Source organism: Cognatundibacterium luofuense (assembly GCF_018139685.1).
GTDB lineage: Bacteria > Pseudomonadota > Gammaproteobacteria > Burkholderiales > Burkholderiaceae_D > Undibacterium > Undibacterium luofuense.
Genome location: NZ_JAGSPN010000010.1, coordinates 141,146 through 164,448, shown reverse-complemented (window position 1 = coordinate 164,448; position 23,303 = coordinate 141,146). Strand labels below are relative to the sequence as shown.

The 23,303-nt window shown below is 52.3% G+C and carries 25 protein-coding genes; 7 read left to right on the top strand and 18 right to left on the bottom strand.

The window, feature by feature from the left end; all coding sequences use genetic code 11:
* Window positions 1–59: 59 nt before the first annotated feature.
* The 9 genes from KDM89_RS14035 to rpsP all read right to left on the bottom strand — a co-directional run bounded on the left by KDM89_RS14035 (window position 60) and on the right by rpsP (window position 7,926).
* Window positions 60–1,871 carry an AMP-binding protein gene (locus tag KDM89_RS14035; RefSeq protein ID WP_212688545.1) on the bottom strand — a complete coding sequence of 604 codons (1,812 nt, stop codon included), beginning with the start codon at window positions 1,869–1,871 and terminating at the stop codon, window positions 60–62.
* Between the two features lie 159 nt (window positions 1,872–2,030).
* Window positions 2,031–2,759 (bottom strand): histidine phosphatase family protein, encoded by a 729-nt coding sequence (locus KDM89_RS14030; protein ID WP_212688544.1) that lies wholly within the window; start codon window positions 2,757–2,759, stop codon window positions 2,031–2,033.
* Between the two features lie 65 nt (window positions 2,760–2,824).
* Window positions 2,825–3,160: a DUF3579 domain-containing protein gene (locus KDM89_RS14025; RefSeq protein WP_189357307.1), complete on the bottom strand. Its 336-nt coding sequence runs from the start codon at window positions 3,158–3,160 to the stop codon at window positions 2,825–2,827.
* 910 nt (window positions 3,161–4,070) lie between these two features.
* Window positions 4,071–5,015, bottom strand: coding sequence for a CobD/CbiB family protein (locus tag KDM89_RS14020; RefSeq protein WP_212688543.1), 945 nt, complete (start codon window positions 5,013–5,015; stop codon window positions 4,071–4,073).
* Window positions 5,016–5,130: 115 nt separating this feature from the next.
* Window positions 5,131–5,793: a CoA pyrophosphatase gene (locus tag KDM89_RS14015; RefSeq protein ID WP_212688542.1), complete on the bottom strand. Its 663-nt coding sequence runs from the start codon at window positions 5,791–5,793 to the stop codon at window positions 5,131–5,133.
* Window positions 5,794–5,859: 66 nt separating this feature from the next.
* Window positions 5,860–6,243, bottom strand: a complete 384-nt coding sequence (gene rplS / locus KDM89_RS14010) for a 50S ribosomal protein L19 (RefSeq protein WP_212688541.1) — start codon at window positions 6,241–6,243, stop codon at window positions 5,860–5,862.
* Window positions 6,244–6,354: 111 nt separating this feature from the next.
* Window positions 6,355–7,116 carry a tRNA (guanosine(37)-N1)-methyltransferase TrmD gene (gene trmD / locus KDM89_RS14005; protein WP_212688568.1) on the bottom strand — a complete coding sequence of 254 codons (762 nt, stop codon included), beginning with the start codon at window positions 7,114–7,116 and terminating at the stop codon, window positions 6,355–6,357.
* A gap of 5 nt (window positions 7,117–7,121) precedes the next feature.
* Window positions 7,122–7,664 carry a ribosome maturation factor RimM gene (rimM, locus tag KDM89_RS14000; protein ID WP_438947523.1) on the bottom strand — a complete coding sequence of 181 codons (543 nt, stop codon included), beginning with the start codon at window positions 7,662–7,664 and terminating at the stop codon, window positions 7,122–7,124.
* 13 nt (window positions 7,665–7,677) lie between these two features.
* Window positions 7,678–7,926, bottom strand: a complete 249-nt coding sequence (gene rpsP, locus KDM89_RS13995; protein ID WP_189357303.1) for a 30S ribosomal protein S16 — start codon at window positions 7,924–7,926, stop codon at window positions 7,678–7,680.
* 171 nt (window positions 7,927–8,097) lie between these two features.
* Between rpsP and KDM89_RS13990 the strand changes: the two genes are divergently transcribed.
* Window positions 8,098–8,505 (top strand): NINE protein, encoded by a 408-nt coding sequence (locus tag KDM89_RS13990; RefSeq protein ID WP_212688540.1) that lies wholly within the window; start codon window positions 8,098–8,100, stop codon window positions 8,503–8,505.
* A 39-nt stretch (window positions 8,506–8,544) separates the two neighbouring features.
* Here the strand turns inward: KDM89_RS13990 and KDM89_RS13985 are convergent, their stop codons facing one another.
* The 9 genes from KDM89_RS13985 to ugpQ form a co-directional block, all read right to left on the bottom strand.
* Complete coding sequence (locus tag KDM89_RS13985) at window positions 8,545–10,335, bottom strand: acyl-CoA dehydrogenase (RefSeq protein WP_212688539.1); 1,791 nt, start codon at window positions 10,333–10,335, stop codon at window positions 8,545–8,547.
* Window positions 10,336–10,471: 136 nt separating this feature from the next.
* Window positions 10,472–11,401 carry an electron transfer flavoprotein subunit alpha/FixB family protein gene (locus KDM89_RS13980; protein WP_212688538.1) on the bottom strand — a complete coding sequence of 310 codons (930 nt, stop codon included), beginning with the start codon at window positions 11,399–11,401 and terminating at the stop codon, window positions 10,472–10,474.
* Between the two features lie 80 nt (window positions 11,402–11,481).
* Window positions 11,482–12,234 (bottom strand): electron transfer flavoprotein subunit beta/FixA family protein, encoded by a 753-nt coding sequence (locus tag KDM89_RS13975; protein WP_189357299.1) that lies wholly within the window; start codon window positions 12,232–12,234, stop codon window positions 11,482–11,484.
* 347 nt (window positions 12,235–12,581) lie between these two features.
* Window positions 12,582–12,809, bottom strand: a complete 228-nt coding sequence (locus KDM89_RS13970) for a sulfurtransferase TusA family protein (protein ID WP_189357298.1) — start codon at window positions 12,807–12,809, stop codon at window positions 12,582–12,584.
* 162 nt (window positions 12,810–12,971) lie between these two features.
* Window positions 12,972–13,559, bottom strand: coding sequence for an NUDIX domain-containing protein (locus tag KDM89_RS13965; protein WP_438947522.1), 588 nt, complete (start codon window positions 13,557–13,559; stop codon window positions 12,972–12,974).
* Window positions 13,501–14,010 (bottom strand): GNAT family N-acetyltransferase, encoded by a 510-nt coding sequence (locus tag KDM89_RS13960; protein WP_212688536.1) that lies wholly within the window; start codon window positions 14,008–14,010, stop codon window positions 13,501–13,503. Before KDM89_RS13960 ends, KDM89_RS13965 begins: the two co-directional genes overlap by 59 nt.
* Window positions 14,007–16,619 (bottom strand): alanine--tRNA ligase, encoded by a 2,613-nt coding sequence (gene alaS, locus KDM89_RS13955; RefSeq protein WP_212688535.1) that lies wholly within the window; start codon window positions 16,617–16,619, stop codon window positions 14,007–14,009. Before alaS ends, KDM89_RS13960 begins: the two co-directional genes overlap by 4 nt.
* A 210-nt stretch (window positions 16,620–16,829) precedes the next feature.
* Window positions 16,830–17,156: a hypothetical protein gene (locus tag KDM89_RS13950; RefSeq protein ID WP_212688534.1), complete on the bottom strand. Its 327-nt coding sequence runs from the start codon at window positions 17,154–17,156 to the stop codon at window positions 16,830–16,832.
* 121 nt (window positions 17,157–17,277) lie between these two features.
* Window positions 17,278–18,024: a glycerophosphodiester phosphodiesterase gene (ugpQ, locus tag KDM89_RS13945; protein WP_212688533.1), complete on the bottom strand. Its 747-nt coding sequence runs from the start codon at window positions 18,022–18,024 to the stop codon at window positions 17,278–17,280.
* A 49-nt stretch (window positions 18,025–18,073) separates the two neighbouring features.
* Between ugpQ and KDM89_RS13940 the strand changes: the two genes are divergently transcribed.
* The 6 genes from KDM89_RS13940 (at window position 18,074) to KDM89_RS13915 (ending at window position 23,294) form a co-directional block, all read left to right on the top strand.
* Window positions 18,074–19,315: a CaiB/BaiF CoA transferase family protein gene (locus KDM89_RS13940; protein ID WP_212688532.1), complete on the top strand. Its 1,242-nt coding sequence runs from the start codon at window positions 18,074–18,076 to the stop codon at window positions 19,313–19,315.
* Window positions 19,316–19,548: 233 nt separating this feature from the next.
* Complete coding sequence (locus KDM89_RS13935) at window positions 19,549–20,556, top strand: sensor histidine kinase (RefSeq protein WP_212688531.1); 1,008 nt, start codon at window positions 19,549–19,551, stop codon at window positions 20,554–20,556.
* Window positions 20,553–21,392 (top strand): LytR/AlgR family response regulator transcription factor, encoded by an 840-nt coding sequence (locus tag KDM89_RS13930; RefSeq protein ID WP_212688530.1) that lies wholly within the window; start codon window positions 20,553–20,555, stop codon window positions 21,390–21,392. The genes KDM89_RS13935 and KDM89_RS13930 overlap by 4 nt, the downstream gene beginning before the upstream one ends.
* A complete protein-coding gene (locus KDM89_RS13925; protein ID WP_212688529.1) occupies window positions 21,392–21,829 on the top strand; it encodes a GNAT family N-acetyltransferase in 438 nt (145 codons plus the stop codon). Before KDM89_RS13930 ends, KDM89_RS13925 begins: the two co-directional genes overlap by 1 nt.
* Window positions 21,826–22,308, top strand: coding sequence for a GNAT family N-acetyltransferase (locus KDM89_RS13920; protein ID WP_212688528.1), 483 nt, complete (start codon window positions 21,826–21,828; stop codon window positions 22,306–22,308). Before KDM89_RS13925 ends, KDM89_RS13920 begins: the two co-directional genes overlap by 4 nt.
* A 71-nt stretch (window positions 22,309–22,379) precedes the next feature.
* Window positions 22,380–23,294 carry a sulfurtransferase gene (locus KDM89_RS13915; RefSeq protein ID WP_230427873.1) on the top strand — a complete coding sequence of 305 codons (915 nt, stop codon included), beginning with the start codon at window positions 22,380–22,382 and terminating at the stop codon, window positions 23,292–23,294.
* The last annotated feature ends 9 nt before the right edge of the window (window positions 23,295–23,303 follow it).

The following is a 23,303-nucleotide window of genomic DNA, read 5'->3' as shown; positions in this document are numbered from 1 at the left end:
TTTCAGCAAGTCTGCCAGACCACTTTTATATCTCCGTTTTTTCTGCCTTCTCAGCATGCTTATGTTGCCGGATTTGCTTGCAGTCCAGTCGCCCAATCCGCGCCTGACGCCGCTTTTGCCATCTCTTCCGCCAGAAAGTCTTTTTTAGACAACTTTCCGATAGCCGTTTTTGGCAAACTGTCGCGTATCACCAGTTGCGCCGGCAATTCATGCTTGCCGAGTACGGGACTTAAAAATTCTCTTAAGACGGTGAGAGTCAGCGGTGTACGACCGGGCTTCACCACGATACCGGCGCGTGCAAGCTGCCCGTGGTAAGCATCCGGCATGCCGATGACCATCACTTCCGCCACATCGGGATGACGGTAAATCGCTTCTTCGATCAGACGCGGATAGACATTCATGCCACCGGTAATCAGCATGTCTTTACAGCGATCAACGATATACAGATAACCATCCTGATCCAGATAACCGATATCACCGGTACGCAAAAAACCGTCTGCAGTGAAACTTTCCGCATCCGGAGTGCGTCGCCAGTATTGCCGGATCACATTCGGGCCGCGTATACAAATTTCTCCCTTGACACCTGCAGCTTCGGTGATCTCCGGCGCTCCGAGGCGCACAATTTTCAATGCCAGCCCCGGCACCGGCAAGCCGCAAGAACCCGGCGGAACCTGACCTGTGCGCGGTGTAAACGTGCCGGATGGCCCGGCTTCGGTCATGCCCCACCCTTCCAGCAAACGACAAGCGCTGAGCTGCTCAAACTGCGCTGCCAGTACCTGTGGCAGCGGTGCTCCGCCTGAGCAGCAAAAACGCAGCTGGCACTGGCGCAAACGCCCTGCATCGGGATGCATCATCAAACCCGCATACATTGTCGGCACACCGGGGAAAATGGTGATTTCTTTCCGCATCAGATACTGCAGTACTGCATCCGGGTCAAAGCGTGCATGCAGAATCACTTCAGCACCCGCGGACAGGGCAAACAAAATACCTGCCGTCAGCGCATAGATATGAAACACCGGCAACACCAGCAACAGGCGCTCCTGACCACGCCGCAGCACCGGAGGCTCTGTGCGTGTGGTTGCCAGCAATTGTTCGCAGGCACTCAGTAAGTTGCTGTGACTGAGCGGCGCTCCTTTCGGATCACCGGTTGTACCACCCGTGTACTGAATTAAAGCAGGTTGCTCGCAATCAGGTATCTGTAAAACTCTATCTGTGTCTGCATTACTCGTTGGATTGCTTGTCAGATTGCTTATCAGATTGAATTTCGCAATTGTTGATGTATTTGTTGCGGAACTGGCTGGCACCGGCAGATCTGGCAAAAAACGAAAAAGCGAATGCACCGGCAAGTCCGCCAGTAAACCGGCAGCCTGCAGATGCTGACGGACAACCATCGGATCGGAAGCACACGCGCAAACATCGTTCACCAGCACTGCCTGCAGCGCACTACCGTCGGCAATCTGTGATATAGCCGCAATGAACGGTGCGAGGTTCTGGGTCAGCACAAATACTGCCTGACTGTCGGCCAGTTTGCGCGCCAGTTGAGGCGCTGCATCCAGCGGTGATAAGGGAACAACGACCGCACCACATTGCCAGAGTGCAAAATAGCTGAAGATGGCTTGCGGTGAATTTCCGGTCAGCAAGCCCACAGATTGTCCCGGACGAATGCCAGCCTGCTGCAGGCGATGGCACAGGCTTTCAGTTTCCGCGGCGAGTTCTGCATATGTCCAGCATCGTCCGCCAGCCTGTAATGCAGCGTGAGCAGACCAGCGCTTGCAAGTTTGTGTGAACCAGTCGCTCAGATGTTGCCTGACCGCAGGCAACTGGCGCGGAATACCAGCCGGATAGTGTTGAAGCCAAGGTGCATCTTGCATACCAAACCTCCGGACAGGATGGAATCACAGACGACAACAGATGCTGCCTGCCCTGACAACGACAGGAATGCAGCACTCAGGCTTTTCATATTATCCGGTGTGAAAAATTATGCAATATGCATCATTCTGATCACAGGCACAAAATGATGTGCAAGTTCTTCAGACGAAGGTGATCAGATCCGGCTGATTTTTCAATTCGAGATGCGGCACCTGATTCAGACTGCTAATCACCGCAGGCAGGGATGGATCAGACGGCGCGGTATTCAGGCATGTGACGCCTGTATTCACCAGCGACCAGCTTAAGCGCATGAAATGCAGCGGCGGAAATTCCAGTAATAACTGAGCGACGGTGGTAATCACCCCTGCCGACGTGAATACGACAACGTCCTGACCACTTTGATTTACTTGCTGTACTTGCTTCAACAAAGCCCGCTGTACCCGATGACGGAATGCAGGCCAGCTTTCGGTGTAATCATGCTGCTCCGGGGCAGCGATCCAGCGTGCCATTGCGGCACTGAAAATACCCTGAAAATTCCGCATACCGTCTGGCTGCGCCAGAATTGCACGACTCTCCGCAGGATCTTCCAGTGCCGGCATATAGCGCACCAGAATTTCATGGTGATTGAATTCATTCCAGTCACTGTTCGTTTGCCATTCACTGGCAAGATGCGCTGCATGCGCACTACCTGACCAGGCGGCAGCGCAGTGTTCTGCAGTTTGATGATGGCGTTGCATACTGCCGGTGACAATGGCAGCCGCAGGGCGCTGACATTGCTGCCACCATTGCCCCAGCAATTGCGCCTGCAAATAGCCGCGCTCAGACAATTGATCGTAATGCTGACTGCCGAAAGAAGCTTGTCCGTGCCGGACCAGAATGAGTTGCGCCACCGTGCCTGCCCCTGAGTAAAAATGCAAGGGTAACACATGGACAGTGGCAGGAGAGGCTGGCGCGGTCAGCCAGCGTTATTGTCGTCAGGAATCAGGCAGGCATCAATGATTTGCAAATCATTGTCTTTTGCAAAATTCAGCACGAAGTGGAATGCCATCGGCTCAATGTCACGAATGGCTTCGTTGACCACCACAGAACGCACGCCATTCATCAGAATAGGACGAACATACGGTGAATATTTTAAATGGGCGTGGCGACCGCCGTCCGGGCTGAAACAGGACATGGCGCCACAAAGCCGTTCCGCCCAGTCACTCGGGCGAAACTGTTTTCCCTGATTAGTCAGACCCAGAATAAAAAACTCTTTAACGGGTTTGGAAGGTGTTTTGTCGGAATCGGCCATGTGCTCGGCTCGCAATGAAGCAGGTTTGAAAAAAGCAGAATGTCATTATGTGATATCCAGCTTTCAAAATACTTCCATATTATATCTTATAGAAGACTTAGTTCGAAACCGGACTTACAGATTTTCCACCCTGCCGGCCGCTGGCACAGCATGTTTAACCACTATAGCCGATTTTGCCGCGCAGTAAAGCAAGTCTGCCGCTGCAGACTTCTTCCATCAAAACCAAAGCAATTCCGGCCAATTGTAATTAAATTCCAGCATCAACCTTACTTGCACATAGGCGACGATCATAATCTGAGCGTGCTGATGCATATTGCCACAACGAATGCTACCGAGCATCGCTTCCAAAAAATCATCCGCATCATCTGATGAATTTACATATGCCACGCACGTGTTTGGTGCAAAAAAGCACTGAAAACCAGAGCAAATGCGGTGTTCAGCACAAGAAAACATCAACCCCCCGCGAGAACTCTGGCTCTCCGTGAGATGGCTTTGACGATATTTGCACAATCCGCAGAACCTGGCGGTAACGGACAGTGAAGCCTCTGACCGAACCATCGGATCGCAGCCTCCAATAAAATGCACGGGAACAGGGAGCACGATCCGCCAGCACCGGCAGGCAATCCCTCTCTGGCACAAAACGGGGGAAAAAGACTGCGCAAGGCCGGAAAGCCCCGATTTGCGGGTTTCTGCATAGCATCTGCCTGCTCGTCGGCGAAAACAGCGGGCGTTCGGAAAGTCATCATGACGATATTTGCACAATGAACCACCATTCAGCTCTCCGGCAGGCTGAGCATTACATCAGTCAGGAAAGATTTCCGGATCAGCTTCGTGAGTACATCTGAGCGTTGAAAACAAAAAAGCCGCTCCACAACGGGAGCGGCTTTTCCGCCAGATTGATGGCGATGTCTCAGAGCCAGACGGCAAACGACAGAATCGCCAGCATCAGCATCCATAACAGCAATGCTCGCCAGACCAGCCCGACCACACTTTGCAACGAACGCGGCGTTGCTTCTGCACCGGGTTGCGACTCGATTTCAGCATTTTCATCTTCGGCATCAGGATCGCTGATAATCAGTGCTTTTTCTTCCGGCTCACCAAGGCGCACACCAAGCGCACCACCACCGGCGGACAAGATGATGCCCATCGCTTCATCTTTCCAGCGATCTGCGTAATTACGCCAGGAATACACTGCATCTTCAAAATTACCGACAATTGCGAAAGCCACTGCGGTCAGACGTGCCGGCAACCAGTCTATCCAGTAAAACACTTTGCGCGCATACTCACCAAACGCTTCATTACGCATATGTTCAGGCTCAGACCATGCGCGGGCCAGGTACTCGGAAACGCGGTACATCACGGCACAGGCAGGCCCCACCGGCATCAGGAACCAGAAAAACACGCCGAACACGTTACGGTGCGTGGCAATCAGTGAGCGCTCAACGGCAAGACGGGAAATCTCGGGAACATCCATGCCGGTCGTATCAATATGCGCCCACTCCGCCAGATGGCGGCGAGCCGCATCGTCATCACCGGCGCTCAGCGCCAGTTGTATGGATGTGAAGTAATGACTGTAGCGACGGAAACCCAGTGTCATGTAGACGATGAACACGTTCCACAATAAACCGGCCAGCGGATTCAGCTTCATACACAGCCAGTAAATCAAAGCCGTCGGCACGGTCAGCACGCCGACCACGATCCACCAACCGAGCCGGCCATGCTTTGCCGCACCTGCATTGAAACTTTCCTCGATCTTATGCGCCAGTTGCTGAATCTGGGTATACACCGGATTATCGGCACGCAAAGGTTTGATTTGTTCAATCAGCAATGCCAGCAAAATCGAAATAAAAGTCATAATGAGTCAGGCATTCGGGCGGGTCGTCAGTCCGCACAAGGGTTTGCAAATGCGGCAAGTGTAAACCGAAACGCCGGGTTTATGAAGCATTGCCCCGGGGACACAGGACAAAAACCTACGCCCGCAGGAAATGGTAGAGATTCCGCAACATTCCGGCGGTAGCACCCCAGATAAAATACTCGCCGTAAGGCATGGAATAAAAGTGCCGCACCTGCTCCGGCGTCAGCACATAGCGATGCAGAAAATGGTGCGCATCATCCATCAGAAAATGCAGCGGCACCGTAAAAATCTCGGTCACCTCAGAAGCATCGCCAGCCCAGTCTGCCGCGGATTGCAGCAATCCGACCACGGGCGTCACTTCATAGCCGGTACCGGTACGATACAGTGGCAGCGTTCCCAGCACTTCAACCGAATGCTCTGCAATGCCGGTTTCTTCACGTGTTTCACGCAATGCCGTTGCAATCAGATCGGCATCACTGTCTTCGTAACGTCCACCCGGAAAACTGATTTGCCCGGCATGATGCCGTAGTTGCGCCGATCTGCGCGTCAGCACGACTTCGGGACCGGTTGCCGTTTCGCGCACAGGAATCAGTACCGCAGCCGGAAGAAAGGCCTGATCATGCAAGCGCTGCTCATCCAGACGGGTGTCCGGCGTCCAGATGCGAGACTCCTGAAAGCGCATGCGCAAAGCCGAAGGCTGCAAGCGCTCTGCCGGAACAGCACCAAAACCGGCAACCGGTTCTGCCGGTACATACTGTGGTTGAAACTTCAGACTCATTCAAAACTCTCAAAAAACAAAAAGGATGCCGGAGCATCCTTTTTTGCTATCAAAGCAGCACAAATATTATGCTTTAACTTCTGCAGCCACTTTACGTGCTGGCAGTTTTTCTTTGATACGTGCAGACTTACCAGAACGCTCACGCAGGTAGTACAGTTTTGCACGACGTACGTCACCGCGACGTTTCACTTCGATAGAAGCGATCAGTGGGGAGTACAGCTGGAATGTACGCTCAACGCCTTCGCCGGAAGAAATCTTACGAACGATGAAGTTAGAGTTCAGACCACGGTTACGACGGGAGATAACAACGCCTTCGTAAGCCTGTACACGTTTGCGGTTACCCTCAACAACGTTGACGTTAACAACAACTGTGTCGCCAGGTGCGAACTCAGGAACGTTTTTAGCCAGACGAGCGATTTCTTCTTGCTCTAATTTTTGGATCAGATCCATTTCAGACTCCAGTAGCCATCTTACCGACGCCGCAGGCAATACCTGACTTCTGCCCGGCAGAGGATGGGGTTAAACAACGCACAGTCATCTGTGCACTTAAAACCAGCTCTGTTATTCAACAGAACCAGTCAGACTTTTTAAAAACTGCTCATCAGCACGGCTTAACAAACCGGCTTCGCGCGCACGCAGAATCAGGTCTGGTCGTTTTTTCGCACTGGATTCCAGTGCGCGCTGACGACGCCATTTTTCAATTTCCGCATGATTTCCACCCATTAAAACAGGTGGAACTGCTTGTCCTTCAAACACTTCGGGCCGTGTGTAATGCGGGCAATCCAGTAAGCCATTCACGAAACTGTCCTGCACCGCAGAATCTGCATCGTGCAAAACACCTGGTAACAGCCTGATCACCGCATCCATTACCGCCATTGCCGGTAACTCGCCACCGGATAAGACAAAATCGCCGAGGCTGATTTCCTCATCCACACAACTGTCCAGCAAACGCTGATCAACTGCTTCGTAACGGCCACACAACAACACCACACCGGATAAAGCACTCAGTTCGACCGCCTTGCGGTGCGTGAACGGTTGCCCCTGCGGTGACATAAAAATCACACGCGGAGCCTGTCCGGTGACTGCTGCCTGACGTTGTTTCGCCAGCGCAATCGTATCCCGCAAAGGACCCGGCATCATCACCATACCCGGACCACCGCCATACGGCCTGTCGTCAACGGTACGGTGCCTGTCGCTGGTGCAATCGCGCGGATTCCATAAATGCAATCCCGCTTTTTGCTGCTCAAACGCTCTGCGCGTGACACCGGATTGTGTCAGTGCAGTGAACATTTCAGGAAACAAAGTGACGACGTCAAACTGCATCGTCATCAGAAATCCAGTCCCCAGTCCACCTGAATGCTTTTTCCCTGCAGATCAACCTGTTTAACAAACTGATCAACAAACGGAATCAGACGTTCGTGCTTGTGCAATTCTGCTTCCGGCACTTCTGCTGCCGCAACACGCAGAATAGGATGCGCACCGTTATCCATCAGATCACGGACCACACCCAAAACTTCACCCTGAAGGTTTTGTACGGACAAACCCATCAGATCCACCCAGTAAAATTCACCGTCCTCAAGAGGCGGGAATGACTGGCGCGAAATACTGACGGTTGAACCTTTTAATGCTTCTGCCGCATTCCGGTCTGCCACGCCGCGCAAACGCGCTACAACATCTTCGCCATGAGGCTTCACCTCAAGACAACCGATTTCGTGCAGTCCCGGCTTATTCAGCCACCACTGACGGGCATTGAACATGGCATCGGCATCTGCTGAATAAGGACGAATCTTTACCCAGCCCTGAATACCAAATGCTCCCGAGATATGGCCAACCAGGACCAGATCTTCAGGAACATGCATTTCAGCAGACATTCTGCCTCAGCTATTAAGCAGCTGGTTTGCTTTGAGCAACCAGACGAGCAACGGAAGGAGACAGTTGCGCGCCTACACCTTGCCAGTAACCCAGACGGTCAGCAGCGATACGAACTTCTTCTGCATTGCCGGTTGCTACTGGATTGTAGAAGCCGATACGCTCGATGAAGCGACCGTCACGACGGTTACGGGAATCAGTAACAACGATGTTGTAGAAAGGACGCTTTTTGGCGCCGCCACGAGCTAAACGAATAACGACCATAATATTTCCAGAAAAAAATGTACTAAACGCGGAAAAAGCTGCAGATTATAGTCCAGCATTTCAACTGCAGGCAAGAACTATCCGCAACGATTAACAAAATGCACACAGCTTCCCTGTACAAATGCGGCACTTACTGCTACAACCGCCCTGTAACGATCTGCGAGAATTGTGATGCACAAAAACAAAACCACCGCCACATTGCTGGCAAGTACGCTGGGTTGGACCGGAGCACACCGCTTTTATCTGCGCGGCAGAAAAGATCCCGCAGGATGGCTGTTAGCAGCCAGTTTCCCGCTGAGCCTGTGGTTACAACACACTTACTTTGGCACTCCCGGTCTGCTGACCTGGAGCCCGATGATTGCAGCCGCACTGACCGGTTTGGTCAGCGCACTGTTCAGCGGGTTGCAAAGCGATGAAAAGTGGGACGCGCACTATAACACACTCAGTGAGCATCCCAGCGCATCCGGCTGGCAGTTAGCCCTGATTCTGGTACTGACTGCCGGCCTGACGGCCATCCTGATTCTGGCGATTTTAGCCAGAGCACTGGATTTAATGCTGACCGGCGGTGCCTACGGCTGATTTCTGGAGAAATTCAAGCGACACCGCCGGACACACGCATCAGAACATTTCTTCCGGCAAGCCCATGACACCGGCACTGCCGTCAACGATTGCAGAACGCATGCCCTGCGCCGCCGACAAAATGTGGTCTGCAAAGAAGCGTGCCGTCACAATTTTTGCCTCCAGGAATGCCTTATCAGCATCACCGGATTGCAGTTTGTCATGCGCAACCAGCGCTGCGCGCGCCATTTGCCAGCCGCCCAGAACGATGCCAGCGAGTTTCAGATACAAAACGCTGCCGGAGAAAACGCCCTTGATGTCAGACTTAACATTAGCAACAACATATTTCACAACGTCTTCGAGCGCCGCACTACCCAGTGCCAGCTGGTGCTGAATTGCCTGCAACTGTGCGTCGCCGGACTGCGCCAATGCCTCCTCTGTCGCACGAACCTGCGCCAGAATCGCCAACGCAACTGCGCCGCCGTCACGTGCAGTTTTACGACCAACCAGATCGTTCGCCTGAATTGCTGTCGTACCTTCGTAAATTGTCAGAATCTTTGCATCACGGTAATGCTGTGCCGCGCCGGTTTCTTCGATAAAGCCCATACCACCGTGCACCTGCACACCGGTGCAAGTCACATCCTGTGACAATTCAGTTGACCAGCCTTTGACGATAGGCACCAGATATTCGTACACAGCCTGTTTTTGCTTACGCACTTCAGCATCTGCATGATGATGCGCCATATCGCTGTAGGATGCAGCGACATAAGCCAGTGCACGGGAAGCCTCAATCTGCGCACGCATGGACATCAGCATACGGCGTACGTCCGGATGATGAATAATCGCTACCGGACCGGCAGAACCCGCCAGATCACGTGACTGCACGCGATCGCGCGCATACTGAACCGCTTTCTGATATGCACGTTCTGCCAGACCAATACCCTGCATACCAACACCAAAGCGGGCTGCATTCATCATAATGAACATGTATTCGAGACCGCGGTTTTCCTCACCTACCAGATAACCGGTCGCACCACCGTGGTCACCGAACTGCAACACTGCGGTCGGACTGGCTTTGATACCCAGTTTATGCTCGATAGAAACACAGTGCGCATCATTACGTGCGCCCAGACTGCCATCGGCATTCACAAGGAATTTCGGCACGATAAACAGGGAAATACCTTTAACACCTTCCGGCGCATCCGGCGTGCGCGCCAGCACCAGGTGAATGATATTTTCGGCCATATCATGTTCACCGTAAGTGATGAAAATTTTGGTACCGAATACTTTATACGTGCCGTCACCCTGCGGAACGGCGCGGGAACGTACCAGCGCCAGATCCGAGCCAGCCTGTGGCTCAGTCAGATTCATGGTACCTGTCCACTTACCGGAAATCAGATTTTCCAGATAAATTGCTTTTTGCTCGTCGGAACCTGCTGTCAGCAATGCCTCGATTGCACCATCGCTCAGTAAAGGACACAGAGCGAATGAAATATTTGCTGCGTTCAGCATTTCCAGACACGGCGTCGCTACCAGCTTAGGCAAGCCCTGACCGCCGAATTCCTGCGGATGCTGCACACCCTGCCAGCCAGCTTCAGCAAACATGCGGAATGCTTCTTTAAAGCCTTTGGTTGTCGTTACCTGACCATCGTGCCAGTAACTCGGTGCTTTATCACCCTCCCAGTTCAGAGGAGCGATTACTTCACTGGTAAATTTCGCTTTTTCTTCCAGCACTGCTTCCACAGTTTCAGGCGTTGCATCCTCACAACCAGGCAAGGCATTTACCTCAGCCAGATTCGCCAGTTCATTCAACACGAACAGCATATCTTTTACAGGCGCGACATAGCTCATAGCATTTCCCAAGAATAAAAAAGAAAAAGGGACAGAATCAGCAATGAGTCACAACAACAAAGACCATGCTGTCAATGGCGCGACCAATACTCATTCTGTCCCGGCACCGGCCCGAAAGCCGGCATTACCTTACAGATCAGCCCAGCTCTTTGACCAGCTGAGGAACAACTTCAAACAAATCACCAACGATGCCGTAGTCAGCAACCGAGAAAATCGGTGCCTCAGGATCTTTATTGATCGCAACGATCACTTTGGAATCTTTCATACCGGCCAGATGCTGAATCGCGCCGGAAATACCGACAGCAATATACAGTTGCGGTGCAACAATCTTACCAGTCTGACCAACCTGCCAGTCATTTGGTACAAAACCTGCATCCACTGCTGCACGGGACGCACCCATTGCCGCACCCAGCTTGTCTGCCAGTGGCTCCAGAATTTTAAAATTGTCGCCGGAACCCATACCGCGGCCACCGGAAACGATTACTTTGGCCGCTGTCAGTTCAGGGCGATCCGATTTCGCCACTTCCAGGCTGACAAATGCAGATTTACCGGAATCAGCAACAGCCGCAATAGTTTCAACCGCAGCACTGCCGCCGGTTGCAGCAGCATCAAATCCAGTTGAACGCACGGTAATCACTTTAACAGCGTCTTCAGATTGCACTGTAGCAATGGCGTTACCAGCATAGATAGGACGTTCAAACGTGTCAGCAGATTCTACTTTGGTGATTTCGGAAATCTGTGCAACGTCCAGTTTCGCAGCAACGCGTGGCAGTACGTTCTTACCGAAAGAAGTGGCTGGCGCCAGAATATGGCTGTAACCGCCTGCAACTGCCAGCACTTGTTCAGCAACGTTTTCAGCCAGACCATGCGCAAAATGTGCAGCATCTGCGTGCAATACTTTAGAAACGCCGGCTATCTGCGCTGCCGCTGCTGCAACACCTGCAGCATTGTGACCTGCAACCAGAACGTGTACATCACCGCCGCATTTCACAGCAGCAGTAACGGTATTCAGAGTGCTGCCTTTCAGTGCAGCATTGTCGTGTTCAGCGATGACGAGTGTAGTCATGATGGTATCCACTTATGTTATTCAGCAGGCTGACCTGCTGTACAAATTCAATCACAAATCCGTTTTGATGCCGTCAGCGCTCAGCCGATGACTTTCGCTTCGGTTTTCAGTTTTTCGACCAGTGCCGCTGCATCAGCGACTTTGATACCGGCGCTGCGTTTTGCAGGTTCTGCGACTTTGATCGTTTTCACACGGGAAGTCACATCCACACCCAGATCTGCAGGCTTCACAACATCCAGTTGCTTCTTTTTCGCTTTCATGATGTTCGGCAGCGTCACGTAACGTGGCTCATTCAGACGCAGATCCGTGGTCACAATAGCTGGCAGTGTCAGCGCAACTGTTTCCAGACCGCCATCCACTTCACGGGTAACCGTTGCTTTACCGTCTGCAACAACCACTTTCGATGCAAAGGTTGCCTGCGGCCAGCCCAGCAATGCTGCAAGCATCTGACCAGTCTGGTTGCAATCATCATCAATTGCCTGTTTGCCCAGAATAATCAGTTGCGGCTGCTCTTTATCAGCGATTGCCTTGAGCAGTTTTGCAACTGCCAGTGGTTGCAGTTCTGCATCTGTTTCCACCAGAATGCCGCGATCCGCACCAATCGCCATTGCAGTACGCAGAGTTTCCTGGCATTGCGTTACGCCGGCAGAAACAGCAACTACTTCGGTGACTGCACCAGATTCTTTCAGGCGGGTCGCTTCTTCAACCGCGATTTCATCGAACGGATTCATCGACATTTTCACATTGGCGATATCCACGCCTGTGCCGTCTGTTTTCACACGTACTTTGACGTTGTAATCAACGACTCGTTTTACTGGTACCAGGACTTTCATAGTTCTGCCTTTATGTAATTGAGGAATACAGAAAAAATACTGTTGATTGGTCATGCGGATGCAGCAAGCTGCGGTCGCCTCACCCGACTGACATTGTGCACCATTCCGGGCAAATTGACGTATACGTAAATCTCAGGGATTATAAATCGAATCCGGCAACATTTTGCGCAATTTAGCACGATCGTTCCTTTTTTTGTTGCGCGGCGTTAGAGCGGATTATCTAAATGTCGCAAAGAATGATGCACAGCATCATCAACAGTCATGTAAAAGGGATTTGCATCGCAAAGATGCAACAAAAAAACCCGCAATTGCGGGTTGGGCAAGTTTTTACTTTTACAGTCGCAAACTTACTTGCGCTTGATGAAGTACTCAAACTCGTTAGTGTTTTCCTGATGCGCAACCAGCTCATTACCGGTTTGCTTAGAAAACGCTTTGAAATCGCGCACAGAGCCGGGATCTGTCGCCAGCACATGCAGGATCTCGCCTGTCAGCATTTCTGCCAGTGCTTTTTTGGTTTTCAGAATCGGCAGAGGACAATTCAGTCCACGTGCGTCAAGTTCTTTATTGATTTGCATGATATTTCCCATACTGGCGAATAAGTTCACCGCTCACACTACAACGATGCACCAATTCTACAAGAATTTTTCATCAGTATGGTGCAACGCAACACAGATGCAACAAAACTTTAAATTCTTAACGAAGTTTAACCTTCAATTTGCACCAAAATAGTGCGAATTTCAACCAATACCCCACTCCTTGTAGATTGGCTGATAACCCTTTGAAACCAGCCAGTCAAACAATGCAGGTCCGGTTCCGGCAGGCCATGGCAAAATATCCGCATGCCCGACAAGCTTGTATTCAGCCAGCTCCGGCGACAGGCACACTTCGCCGCTCGCACGGACATGATATGCAATGATCAACTGATTCTTACGTTCAAACCCATATACTCCCACCAGGCTGACCTGATCCGCTTGCAATCCGGTTTCCTCAGCCACTTCACGAGCAATACCAAGCTCAGGTGATTCACCCTGCTCAAGAAACCCCGCAATCAGTGCAAAATGCCCCTCAGGCCAAAGTGCATTACGTGCCAGCAAAACCTGTCCCTGATATTCAACAATCGCGGCCAGTACAGGCACCGGATTATTCCAGTGCACCCAGTGCTCATCAGGACAGGCCTGACGCAACTTTTGTCCATCATCAATATCAGCACGATGTATCAGTTCCTGCGCACAAACCGGGCAATATCGGAGATCCAAGAGCTTCCTTTCAGGCGGGCAAGCGCGGCGGATTCGGATGTAAGCGCGCCATGCAATACGCATCGACATATTTCCCGTCGCGCAGAGCATAGGCCCGTAAACAACCCTCGGTTTCAAAGCCAAACTTGCGATACAGGTGAATTGCTGCTTCGTTATCGGTATAGACCGTCAGCTCGATGCGCAGCAGATGCATCCACTGGTCAGCAAGGCGCATCAGTTCAGCCATCAACAGACTACCAATGCCACGTCCGGCGTGACTTTCCGCAACGGTAATTCCCAGCATGGCCACATGCAGACGGCGACGCTTTTTTTCGGGATGGAGACCAGCGCTGCCGACGACATCTTCACCGTCAACAGCAACCAGTACGATGTCGTCACCGGACGACTGACGCAAACGTTCAGTCCAGAGTTCGACAGAAGAATAAGGCAATTGCAGGGTGCCGCCGTAGGCATTGGCACCCTCACTTATACGCTGCAATTGCGCAGCATCCGCCGGTGTGGCACGGCGGATGGTGATCATAACTTGGCAGAAACCCAGTCGTTCACCGCAGCCAGTGCAGCTGGTAATGCAGCAGGGTTAGTACCGCCCGCCTGCGCCATATCAGGACGACCACCACCTTTACCACCAACTTGCTGCGCAACAAAATTCACCAGCTCACCGGCTTTGATCTTACCTGTTGAATCTGCTGTCACACCGGCGATCAGTGATACTTTACCGTCGCTGACAGACGCCAGAACGATAGCAGCCGTTTTCAGCTTGTCTTTCAGCTTGTCCATAGTTTCACGCAATGCAGTCACATCCGCACCCTCCAGCGTGGCTGCCAGCACCTTGATGCCCTTGATATCAGCAGCCTGCTGCACCAGTTCATCGCCCTGACTGGAAGCCCGTTTGGATTTCAGTGTCGCCAGCTCTTTTTCCAGACCTTTGACCTGATCCTGCACCTGTACGATACGGTTCAGCAATTCTTCCGGTTGCGTACGCAATGCCGCAGAAGCCTGCGCCACAGTGCTGTTCAGTTGCTGTACCAGCGCCAGCGCAGCCTCACCAGTCACCGCCTCAACACGGCGGATACCTGCAGCCACACCGCCTTCGGAAACAATCTTGAACAGACCGATATCGCCTGTACGGCTGACATGGGTGCCACCGCACAGTTCGCGTGAAGAGCCGATATCCAGTACGCGCACTTCATCGCCGTATTTTTCGCCGAACAGCGCCATTGCACCGTGTTTGACTGCGTCATCGAATGCCATCAGTTGTGCGCGCGTCGCCTGATTTGCCAGAATTTCGCGGTTCACAATCGCTTCAACCTGACGGATTTCTTCGTCAGTCATCGGCGCATTGTGACTGAAGTCGAAACGGGTTTTGTCCGTATCAACCAGAGAGCCGCGCTGAGCAACATGGCTGCCCAGCACTTCGCGCAAAGCTTTGTGCATCAGATGGGTTGCAGAGTGATTGCGCATCGTTGATGCGCGACGCGCCTGGTCCACTTCTGCTTTGACGCTTTGTACAATGGTCAGCTTGCCAGTTGTCACCACGCCGTGATGACCGAACACATCCGCCTGAATTTTCAGGGTATCGCTAACGGCAAACACTGCGCCATCACTGCCCATCAATACACCTGCATCGCCACACTGACCACCGGATTCCGCGTAAAACGGTGTGGTATCCAGCACTACGATTGCATTCTGACCGGCATTCACTTCATTGACCGCAACACCATCCACATACAGCGCAACAATTTTTGCTTCATGCGCGAGTTGTTCGTAACCGGTAAAGCGGGTTTTATCGCCGGAGTATTCCAGCGAAGTGTTCATTTTAAATTTGCTGCCTTCACGTGCTTTTTCACGCTGCGCTTCCATCGCTGCGTTGAAGCCGGCTTCGTCTAGGGCAACGTTGCGTTCGCGGCAGATATCGGCTGTCAGATCCAGCGGGAAACCATAGGTGTCATACAGCGTGAATGCGGTTACACCGTCCAGATTCGCACTGTCTTTCGCCAGTGCTGCCTCCAGAATTTTCATACCGTTACCCAGGGTTTCGCCGAAACGCTCTTCTTCCTGACGAATCACTTCAGCTACGCGAACCGCCTGTTCTGCCAGCTCAGGATATGCGCCGCCCATTTCTTTGACCAGATCATCGACCAGCTTAAAGAAGAATGGCTGCGTCTGACCCAGCTTGTGACCATGACGTAATGCACGGCGTGCGATACGACGCAGTACATAACCACGGCCTTCGTTACCAGGAATCACGCCGTCAACGATCAGGAACGCAGCGCAACGGATATGATCCGCAATCACGCGCAGCGATTTATTTTCCAGATCCGTGCAGCCGGTTTCGCGTGCAGCCGCTTTAATCAGCGCCTGGAAAGTATCGATTTCATAGTTGGAGTGGACGTGCTGCAGTACCGCAGACAAACGCTCCATACCCATGCCGGTATCAACGCAAGGTTTTGGCAGCGGATGCAAAACACCATGCTCATCTTTGTTGAACTGCATGAATACCAGATTCCAGATTTCGATGAAACGGTCACCGTCTTCCTGATCCGATCCCGGAGGGCCGCCCCAGATATCAGGGCCGTGGTCGTAGAAAATTTCAGTGCACGGACCGCAAGGGCCGGTATCTGCCATTTGCCAGAAATTGTCGGATGCGTAGCGGGCACCTTTGTTGTCGCCAATACGGATGATACGTTCTGCCGGTACGCCGATCTCATTTTTCCAGATATCGTAGGCTTCATCATCTTCGTGATACACCGTCACGGTCAGCTTTTCTGCCGGCAGTTTGTAGACGGTTGTCAGCAATTCCCATGCGTAGCTGATTGCCTCTTTTTTGAAGTAATCACCGAATGAGAAGTTACCCAGCATTTCGAAGAAGGTATGGTGACGTGCGGTATAGCCGACGTTTTCCAGATCGTTGTGCTTACCGCCCGCACGCACGCTGCGCTGCGCTGTGGTGGCACGTGTGTACGCGCGCTGATCCTGACCAAGGAATACATCTTTGAACTGCACCATACCGGAGTTGGTGAACAGCAGGGTCGGATCATTGGCCGGTACCAGACTGGAAGAGCGAACACGGGTGTGTCCTTTGGATTCGAAAAAACTGAGGAATTTCTCGCGGATTTCGGACGATTTCATAGATAAAGAGCTATAGAGCCATTCAGTCAAAAGTAAGCTTTGATTATACGGTATAAAGCCAGCCTGCCAGCACAGTCTGGTTCAACGGTACGCAAAACTCGCAAAGATTGCGCCTTGCACAACAAAAAACGCCGCTCATGGCGGCGTTTTCGGGCGGATTTTCTTCGAACACAGCCTGCAAGCTGCATTAACGGTGCTCAATTACCGCGTTTATGGCGTTACGCGACGGTTATTGTGCTTTTTTTCTGCAATTTTATGACTGGCCACATTTTCTTCATGAGTCAGTTTGGCGCGCTCCTGCTTCGTCACAACACCGTCTGCTTTGGCAGCCTGTTTATCTGCCTCAATCTTTGCTTCACGCTTTTCCAGATTGGCGGTTTCTTTCGCTGTCAATTCGCCGGTTTTGACACCCTGTGCTATACGCTGTTGCTGACGTGCTTCACGTTTATCGATGCGCGGTGTTTCCGTATTTTGTGCAAAAACCGGTGCAACCATCAGGCTTGCCAGAGTGATCAGGACGATACGCAGTGCTTTCATGGATTTCTCCTCAGATGTTGAAGTGTCGTTACGGGTTGTTCAGAGCTCTTATATCCTCAACGCAGCCCGCGATAATGCGCTGACCTGAATTTGTAGCGCTTTGTAGCCTTTTGTACATACTTCAGAAATCTGCAGGAATCAGATCAATGCGATCCGTACAGAATGCATCGACGCCCCATGACAGCAATTCTCTGGCACGTTCAGGCGAGTTCACGGTGTAACAAAACAAGCCATAGCCAGCATCTTTGACTTGCGCGGCGAGATCACGCGTCAGGCAATCATGACGAATATGCAGGGCGCAGGCACCCACTTCCTGCAAATGCAGCTTCCAGTCAGGACCTGCTTCACGTATTAGCAAAGCACGCGGAATATGCGGCGCGACTTCATGCGCCGCCAGCAAGGCTGCGCGGGAAAATGAAGAGAACAAAGGCAGATGTTGCTTATCCACAGGACTGAGGTCAGCAAACAATTGGAGAGTTTCAGCTGCTACCACCAGACCGGTTTCTCTTTCATAGCCCTGCGCCGGTTTCATCTCCACATTCATCCAGATGCCTCTGGAACGGCAGAAATTCACCACAGATGCGTAGTCCGGCACAGGCTCTCCCTTGTAGTCGGCAGAAAACCAGGCTCCCGCATCTTGCTGCATGATGAAAGCTGCATCATACCCGGGGACCTTACCACTTCCTGCAACAGTCCGGCCGAAATCCTCGTCGTGGATAACCACAGGGCGCTGATCCTTTGATAACATCACGTCGAATTCCACAGCGGCAAAACCGTGTTCCCAGCCATAGCGCATGGCTGCCATCGTGTTTTCCGGTGCCAGCGTACCGGCACCACGGTGGGCTAAAACCTTGGGATACGGCCACATCTTTTCCTCCGTTTTCCGTTTCATTGATTTCCTCACAGGATACTCCAGGATGCGTTCCACTGAATTACCAAAAACCGCCTTAGGGCATATTCGCGTACTTGATCTGACCCGCGTACTAGCCGGTCCGTGGTGCGCACAGAATCTGGCTGATCTGGGGGCGGAAGTGATTAAAGTGGAACGTCCGGGCAGCGGCGATGATACGCGCAGCTGGGGGCCGCCTTATTTGAAAGATCAGGACGGACAAGCGACTTCTGAGGCAGCGTATTACCTGACTGCCAACCGCGGCAAGCTGGCAATCACGGTGGATATTGCGACCCCTGAAGGTCAGCAAATCATCCGTGAACTGGCGGCCAAATCCGATGTGGTGCTGGAAAACTATAAAGTCGGCCAGCTGAAAAAATACGGACTCGATTACGAATCACTGAAACAAATCAAACCCGATCTGGTGTACTGCTCCATCACCGGATTCGGGCAGGATGGCCCGTATGCGCACCGTGCCGGTTACGACTTTATCGTACAGGGCATGGGCGGTTTTATGTCACTGACCGGTGAACGCGACGATTTACCGGGCGGCGGGCCGCAAAAAGCCGGTGTTGCGATTGCCGATCTGATGACCGGCATGTATGCCAGCATTGCCGTGCTGGCCGCACTGAATCACCGTGAGCGTACCGGTGAAGGCCAGCACATCGATATGGCACTGCTGGACGTGCAGGTCGCGATGCTGGCGAATATGAATATGAATTTCCTGACCACCGGCCAGTCACCGAAGCGCTGGGGCAATGCCCATGCGAATATCGTACCTTACCAGACTTTCGCAACCGCAGATGGTCACATCATTGTCGCCGCAGGCAATGACAGTCAGTATCGTAAGTTCGTCACCATCGGCGGCAAACCGGAACTGGCCGATGATGAACGCTTTGCCACCAACCCGGCGCGTGTCCGTCATCGCGATGTACTGGTACCGGTATTGGCAGACATGGTCAGAACCAAAACCAAACAGGAATGGATTGCTGCACTGGAGGAAGCCGGTGTACCTTGCGGCCCGATCAATCAATTGCATGAAGTGTTTGATGATCCGCAGGTAAAAGCACGTGGCATGGAAGTCGGTTTGCCGCATCCGGCAGCCGGTGAAGTGAAACTGGTTGCCAGTCCGATGCGTTTATCCGAAACGCCGGTGCAATACCGCAATCCGCCACCGATGCTGGGACAGCACACTGCAGAAATTCTGGCGACCGTACTCGGCTACAGCGAACAGGATATTGCTACGCTGTCCGGCAAAGGCGTCATCTGATACGACAACTGCGGCGCTGCAATCTGCGCCGTATTTTGCAGGGCTGGCGACAAATAGCAGCACTCCGTCTCTTACCTGCTGCTATAACTCACCGGCAGCAATAAGCTTGGCGTGTTTTCAGAATTACGGACTCTTCCATGCGCTACATTCAGATCAGACACCGTTCGCTGCTGCAGCGACTGCTGCATGTTTTTATCATCAATTTGTTGTGTGCATTCCTGATCAGCAAACTAATGGCTAGGAACAGCCATTTTATTGAAAATCTGGTGTTCTCCAACTGCATAGGTTATTGCTGCTTTTTCATGGTTCACGGTGCCTGCAAAGCAATCTGGCGCAATGGAAAAGCACCGCTGGCAGGCGTGATCGGCATGACTTTGTTACTGACGCCAGTTGGCTATTTCACTGGCTCCATGATTTCTGCATGGATTTATGCGTACCCGGTCCAGGCTGTCCTGAAAAACCAGCTGCATTATTACGAAGCCATTCTCAGCGTTAGCGCAGTTGCTGCAACGATCGGTGCATGGTCCATGTGGAACCGCGCACGCATATCAGAATTGCAGGCAGCGGCTGAATCCGAAAAAGCGCGCTCAGCAGCCATTGAGCGTCAGGCGGTACAAAGTCAGCTGCAAATGCTGCAGGCACAAATAGAGCCGCACATGCTGTTCAATACGCTGGCGAATTTACAGGGACTGATTGCGCTGGACGCCGATCGAGCCCAGCATATGCTGGCACAACTGATTACCTATCTGCGCGCCACACTGCAGGCATCACGTGCCGCCCGCACCCCGCTGGCTCAGGAATTTTCGCTGATACGGGCTTATCTGGAGTTACTCGCCATTCGCATGGGCAAGCGCCTGCAATATGAAATCAGCTTACCCGAAGGGCTAGAGAGTGCTGTGATCGCTCCTATGCTGATACAACCGCTGGTAGAGAATGCGATTAAACATGGTCTGGAGCCTGCCATCAGTGGCGGCACACTGAAGATCAGCGCCACTAGTGAACAAGAGCAACTGATTATCCGTATATGCGATACAGGACTGGGCTTACCTGAAAATCCGGCAGACATTCCGGGACCGGATGCGCAGGGACTGCATGTTGGCAACGCTAATTTGCGTGAGCGCCTGCAGGCACTGTACGGCGACGCTGCAAGTTTTCGCTTGTACGCTAATCAGCCTGCCGGTGCAATTTCTGAACTCCGCCTGCCGCTGACCTATCAACCTGACACCATCGAGACACCATGAGCACACTGCGCGCACTGATCGCCGAAGATGAACCGATACTGGCACTGACTTTAAAAAAACATCTGGAAAAACTGTGGCCGGAATTACAGATCATTGCACTGGCAGAAAACGGCGTGGAAGCAGTGCAGCTGGCACTGGAACAGCAACCGGACATCATTTTTTTAGATATTAAAATGCCGGGCAAAACCGGACTGGAAGTTGCCGAAGAACTGGCGGATGCATGGCCGGACCAGCAATCATTTCCGCGTATCGTCTTCGTGACAGCCTATGATGAATTTGCAGTACAAGCCTTTGAACACAGCGCCAGCGATTATGTATTGAAACCGGTCAGCGAAGAACGCCTGAGCCGCACGGTCAGCCGCCTGCAAAAACAATGTGCACCGGAAGCCGGCAGCACTTCACCTGCAAGCACTGCAAATGCACCAGCACTGGACCAATTAATTACACAATTACAAAATCTGCTGCCTGCAGCACAGTTACAGGGCTTGCCTGCTGTTGCAGAAAAAGCAGAGCCATTACGTGTCATCCGCGCGGCGGTCGGCAACAATATCCGTATGATTCCGGTGGAAGACGTGCTGTATTTTGAAGCAACTGATAAATACATTAACGTGGTGACGCGCGAACATGAATCACTGATACGCTGCAGCCTGCGCGATTTACTGCCTCAGCTGGATGCGTCGCTGTTCTGGCAAATTCATCGCAGCACCGTCGTCAACATCCGCGAAGTCAGTCTGGCACAGCGTGACGAAGCCGGAAAAATCACACTGAGGCTGCGCAACAGTGAAGCTAAACTGCCGGTCAGCCGCGTGTATGCGCATTTGTTCCGTCAGATGTAATGAGCAAAGAACTTCAGATCCGCGATGCCACCGTGGCCGATGCTGCGGAGATCACCGCGCTGTTGGAAAGCCTCGGCTATCCCGATACCGAACCGTTTATCAGCCAGCGTATCCAAACGCAGCTATCGCATCCGGATGCCCGCTTACTGGTTGCCGAGCAACAAGGGCAATTGTGCGCGGTGCTATCGCTACACTTTATTCCGCAACTGGCACTGGCCGGTGACTTTTGCCGTATCAGCTATTTCTGCATTGGTGATGGTTTACGTGGTCAGGGCATCGGTGCGTTACTGGAAGTACGCGCAACGGAACTTGCCAGAGCGCGTGGCTGCGACCGGATAGAAGTCCATTGTCACAGCCGTCGTACCGATGCACATCGCTTTTATGCGCGTCAGGGTTATACTGAATCTCCCAAATATCTGATGAAATCTGTACGATGAATTTGAAAGCTTCCGCGACTTTGCCACTGCAATGGCAGTGCCTTCCTTTTTCGGAATTATCACTGACACAATGGCATGACATCGTTAAAGCGCGCATCGCGGTGTTTGTTGTTGAACAGAATTGCCCGTATCAGGAAGTCGATGGTAAAGATCCGCATTGTCTGCATTTGACGGCATATACAGCAAGTGGCGATCTGGCAGCCTATCTGCGTATCGTTCCGCCGGGACTCAGCTATCCGCAACCGTCACTCGGACGTGTGCTGACGACGGATGCTGCCCGTGGCAGCGGTGCTGGTAAAACGCTGCTGCAGCAAGGCATTCAGTATTTGCAACAGCATTATCCGGGACAGGATATTCAGATCGGCGCACAGTTGTATCTGGACAAGTTTTACCGCAGCTTTGGCTTTGAACCGGTTTCTGCCGTGTATCTGGAAGACGGCATCGAACACCAGGACATGCTGCGTCGTGCTGACGCCTGAGCAACGACCGCAAATTCTGCAGGGCTATTCCGGCATCTGACCGGCAGCGCACTATAATGGCGGATTATCTGATGCAATCCGCCATTATTATGTCCGTCCTTACCCTGACCGAAGAAAATCCTTACGTTAATATTTCTGCATATAAATTCATCACGTTTGAAGACCATGCGGAACAACGTCAGCGTTATTACGATCAGTGCGCTGCACTGAATCTGAAAGGTACGATCCTGCTGACGCCGGAAGGCATCAATATGTTTCTGGCAGGCTTCCGCCATGAAATCGATGCGTACATGGACTGGCTGCATCAGGACCCGCGCTTTGCGGATGTGGTAGCGAAAGAGAGTTTTTCTGACCGTCAGCCATTCACCCGCTTACTGGTGAAAGTGAAGCAGGAAATCATCACCATGCGCAAACCGCTGATTCGTCCGGAAGAAGGTCGCGCTCCGGCAGTGGACCCGCAAACCTTAAAACGCTGGCTGGATCAGGGACACGATGACGCTGGCCGTCCGGTTGTGATGATGGATACCCGCAATGACTACGAAGTCGATGTGGGCAGTTTCGACAACACGATTGATTACCGTATTCAGAAATTCACCGAGTTTCCGGAAATTGTTGAAAAACACCGCCCTGAACTGGAAGACAAAACCGTGGTGACCTTCTGCACGGGCGGCATTCGCTGTGAAAAAGCCGCAATCCATATGCAGAACGTTGGATTTGAACATGTGTACCAGCTGGAAGGCGGCATTCTGAAGTACTTTGAAGACGTCGGCGGCGCCCATTATCACGGCGACTGCTTTGTTTTTGATTACCGTACAGCACTGAATCCTCAGTTAGAAGCTACGGATACCAAGCAATGTTTTGCCTGTCGCGCCGTGATCACACCACGCCAGCAATTGTCGCCGTGGTATGTTCCCGGCAAATCCTGCCCGATTTGCAAAAAAGAACACTCCGGTCGTGCAGAACCAGCTGCAGGCGCCGGCGTCTGACCAAACCTG